The organism is Mesorhizobium sp. P5_C1 (genome assembly GCF_054049815.1).
This window is the reverse complement of the sequence record NZ_JBFULQ010000577.1, coordinates 1-3,331: the sequence shown is the minus strand read 5'-3', so window position 1 is coordinate 3,331 and position 3,331 is coordinate 1. Positions and strand designations below refer to the sequence as shown.

Genomic DNA, 3,331 nt, shown 5'->3' with positions numbered 1-3,331 from the left:
CCTCTCCGTCTCGGCTTCGCCGAGCCACCTCTCCCCCACTCTCGTGGGGGCGAGGAACCCAAGTCCTGGCGAGCAGGTCGCACGCACCAAGGCATAACCATCAAGGGAAAAGGACCATGAGCGATATCCATACCGGTGCCAGCGGCGCGATCCCTGCTGAAGACACAAGCCCGACCACCCCTGGCCTCGCCGACTGGCTGTGCCTCGCCGCGGCACCGACCTTCGCCCTGATGGCGCTGTTCAGCTGCATTCAGGGTGGCGATGCGGCCATGCTGTGCATGGGCGCCAATACCTCGCCGTTCACCGGAATGGCCGCGATGTATCTCCTGATGAGTGCCTTCCATCTGACGCCCTGGCTGAGGGTGATGTCTGGCCGGCCGGTCCGGCAATGAAACTGGTCAGGCTGAGAGCGCCGGGTGGCTTGGGCAACCTCGAACTGGTGGAGGAAGACCGTCCCCAGCCAGGATCGGGCGAAGTGCTGGTCAGAATCCGGGCCTGCTCGTTGAACCTGCGTGACGATTTCGTCGTTCAAGGCAAGATGCCGCTCGCCGACGGCCGCGTTCCGCTGTCCGATGGCGCGGGCGAGGTGATCGAAGTCGGCGACGATGTCGATGYGTTCAAAGCTGGAGACAGCGTCGTCAGCACCTTCTACCCATCGTGGCTGGGCGGTGACATGACGCCTGCGACCAGGCGCGACATACCGGGAGAAAGTTTCGACGGCTTTGCAAGCGAATATGTGTGCATGCCGGCACACGCCTTCACCAAGGCCCCGGTGGGCTACACGCATGTGGAGGCGGCAACGCTCACCTGCACCGGCGTCACCGCCTGGCGCGGCCTGGTTGTGTGCGGCAAGGTGAAACCCGGCGACACCGTGCTGGTCCTCGGCACAGGCAGCGTATCGCTGTTCGCGTTGCAATTTGCCAAAGCCGCCGGCGCCAGGGTTATCGCCACGTCTTCCGACGAGCAGAAGCTGGAAAGGCTCGGGCGCCTCGGCGCCGACGCCGTCATCAACTACAAGGCCGTGCCGGACTGGGGCCAAAAGGCCTGGGATTTGACGGACGGCCGCGGCGTCGATCACGTGATCGAGGTCGGCGGYCCCGCAACGCTCACGCAGTCGATAGCGGCCTGCCGGACGGGCGGGCACATCGCCCTGATCGGCGTCCTCACCGGCTTTGCGGCGCAAGTGTCGATCCCGGCCCTGTTTTCGAACCAGCTCCGCATCRGCGGGATCTCGATCGGCAGCAGGGCGGACCAGGAGGATATGATCCGGGCCATAGAGGTCAACCGTCTGAAGCCCATCATCGACCGCAGTTTGGCGCTTGAGGACATCGCTGGTGCCTTCACGCACTACGAATCCCAACGGCATTTCGGCAAGGTCTGCCTCGAACTTTGAGCGCCCCGAAAGCGGCATCACCGCACATCCATCAGCAACAGCTAATTGACAGCCCGGAGGAAACGGCGCTGACTGGCTGAACAGGTGGATCGCACAACAGGCGGGCGATATCGACCGCCGGCGTCGCCTTGGGGAGGATGCCATGCCAACCGTAATTGGCCATCACAACATCACGAAGGACAGCAAGCACTGGCTCAGTTCACCCAAGCGCAAGGAGCTTTTCGGCGCCCTTGGGATCACCAACATCCGCACGTTCGTCGATCCGCAGAATCCGAAACGAGTGGCCCTGATGATGGACGTCCCGGACATGGATGCCCTTGCGACAATGATGCAGAGCCAGAAAGCCGCTGACGCGATGGTCTACGATGGCGTGGTACCGGAATCGCTGGTGATCCTGGTCGAAGCCAAGGGTTAATGCGCGTCGCCTGAATCCGTTTCAACGCGACGCGCTTTAATGCAAGTGCCTGAGCTTGTCGGGGTTGCGCACCACATAGATTGCCGCGATCTTACCGTCCTCGATGTCGAGTGCGGTCGTCTGCAGTTCGCCATCGGCTTCCAGCGTGATGAAGCCGGGCAGTCCGTTGACGAAACCGACACGAACAAGCGTCGAGCCGTTCTTCTGCAGCCATTCCGCCACACGCGCGTATTGCTGCATCACGGCATCGAACCCCAGGACCACTTCCGTGGCTGCCGGGCGCTTCCCGCCGCCATCGGCATGGGCGCTGACATCGGCCGACAGCATCGCGCCAAGCGCCTTCATGTCGCCGCTGCGCGAGGCGGCGAAGAAGGCCTCGGCGAGCTCGAGGCCGCGTTGCTTTTCCACCTTGAAACGCGGTCTCGCCTGGCGGACATGGGCGCGCGCGCGGGCAGCAAGCTGGCGGCAGGCAGCGGGTTCGCGCTGGATGGCGGCCGCGACCTCCTCAAATCCCAGCCCGAACACATCGTGCAGCAGAAAGGCCGCCCGTTCGAGCGGCGAAAGACGTTCCAGCACCAGCATCATTGGCAGGGTGACGTCATCCACTTCGTCCTCATCCACGACGGGATCGGGAAGCCAGGGACCGACATAGGTCTCGCGCTGGCGGCGCGCGGATTTGAGCTGGTCGAGACAAAGCCGCGTGACGGTGCGGCGCAGGAATGCCGCGGGCTCACGCACCTCGCCGCGGTCGGCCCTCATCCAGCGGATGAACGCCTCCTGCACGACATCCTCGGCATCCGCCACGGACCCAAGCATGCGGTAGGCGACGCGCATCAGCGTCGGACGCAGCGGATCGAAGGCCGCCGCCGCGTGCTCGGTCCCTGCGCCTGTCATCAGGCGGCTGCCGCCTTGGCCGCGGATCTTATCGCCGCCGGATCGGCCCAGCCACCGAACCCAACCGCAAGGCGGTTGTAGCCGTTGATCACATTGATCATCAAGGTGAGCTTGACCTGCTCTTCCGGCGTGAATTCGGCCTCAAGGGCCTCATAGGCGCTTTCGTGCGTATGACCTTCGCAAATCCGCGTCAGCGCCTCGGTCCAGCCGAGCGCGGCGCGTTCGCGGTCGGTGTAGCAAGGCGCCTCGCGCCACGCCGACAGCAGGTAGATGCGCTGCTCGGTTTCGCCGTCCTCGCGTGCAAACACCGTGTGCATGTTGAGGCAATTGGCGCAGCCATTGATCTGGGATGCACGGATCTTCACAAGCTCGGCCAGGCTGGGCTCGAGGCTGGAGGAAATGGCGAAGGATGCGCGCTGCCATTCCTTCATCAGCGAGGGGGCAGCGGCGAAGAGATCAAGTTTTGCGGTCATGATTGGCTTCCTTCTGTTGGTGCCGACCTCATGACGAGTCAGGATCCGCCAGTGTGACATTCACGCCAGGTTTTTATCGCCAGCCAGCGCAAGAGATCGCCCCTGCAACTGGTATCGGCCGTCGGCGACGCTTGCCTAGGTCGCGATATCGTTGAC

The 3,331-nt window shown here is 63.7% G+C and carries 5 protein-coding genes; 3 read left to right on the top strand and 2 right to left on the bottom strand.

All coding sequences use genetic code 11. The features are described 5' to 3' along the window. Positions 1 to 116 precede the first annotated feature (116 nt). The 3 genes from ACXJ7R_RS28165 (at position 117) to ACXJ7R_RS28155 (ending at position 1,808) form a co-directional block, all read left to right on the top strand. Positions 117 to 392, top strand: coding sequence for a hypothetical protein (locus tag ACXJ7R_RS28165; RefSeq protein WP_457154681.1), 276 nt, complete (start codon positions 117 to 119; stop codon positions 390 to 392). After that, positions 389 to 1,393 (top strand): zinc-dependent alcohol dehydrogenase family protein, encoded by a 1,005-nt coding sequence (locus tag ACXJ7R_RS28160; RefSeq protein ID WP_457154680.1) that lies wholly within the window; start codon positions 389 to 391, stop codon positions 1,391 to 1,393. Before ACXJ7R_RS28165 ends, ACXJ7R_RS28160 begins: the two co-directional genes overlap by 4 nt. 142 nt (positions 1,394 to 1,535) lie before the next feature. Then, positions 1,536 to 1,808 (top strand): hypothetical protein, encoded by a 273-nt coding sequence (locus ACXJ7R_RS28155; RefSeq protein ID WP_095091279.1) that lies wholly within the window; start codon positions 1,536 to 1,538, stop codon positions 1,806 to 1,808. 36 nt (positions 1,809 to 1,844) lie between these two features. On the opposite strand, the gene ACXJ7R_RS28150 is transcribed toward ACXJ7R_RS28155, so the two are convergent. Further along, positions 1,845 to 2,702 (bottom strand): sigma-70 family RNA polymerase sigma factor, encoded by an 858-nt coding sequence (locus ACXJ7R_RS28150; RefSeq protein WP_457154679.1) that lies wholly within the window; start codon positions 2,700 to 2,702, stop codon positions 1,845 to 1,847. Next, positions 2,702 to 3,175: a carboxymuconolactone decarboxylase family protein gene (locus tag ACXJ7R_RS28145; RefSeq protein WP_095091770.1), complete on the bottom strand. Its 474-nt coding sequence runs from the start codon at positions 3,173 to 3,175 to the stop codon at positions 2,702 to 2,704. Before ACXJ7R_RS28145 ends, ACXJ7R_RS28150 begins: the two co-directional genes overlap by 1 nt. Positions 3,176 to 3,331: the final 156 nt, after the last annotated feature.

Excerpts from the sequence above, each read along its gene's own strand:
- ACXJ7R_RS28155 (WP_095091279.1), top strand. The coding sequence starts at position 1,536 with ATGCCAACCGTAATTGGCCATCACAACATCACGAAGGACAGCAAGCAC.
- ACXJ7R_RS28165 (WP_457154681.1), top strand. The coding sequence starts at position 117 with ATGAGCGATATCCATACCGGTGCCAGCGGCGCGATCCCTGCTGAAGAC.
- ACXJ7R_RS28150 (WP_457154679.1), bottom strand. The coding sequence starts at position 2,702 with ATGACAGGCGCAGGGACCGAGCACGCGGCGGCGGCCTTCGATCCGCTG.
- ACXJ7R_RS28145 (WP_095091770.1), bottom strand. The coding sequence starts at position 3,175 with ATGACCGCAAAACTTGATCTCTTCGCCGCTGCCCCCTCGCTGATGAAG.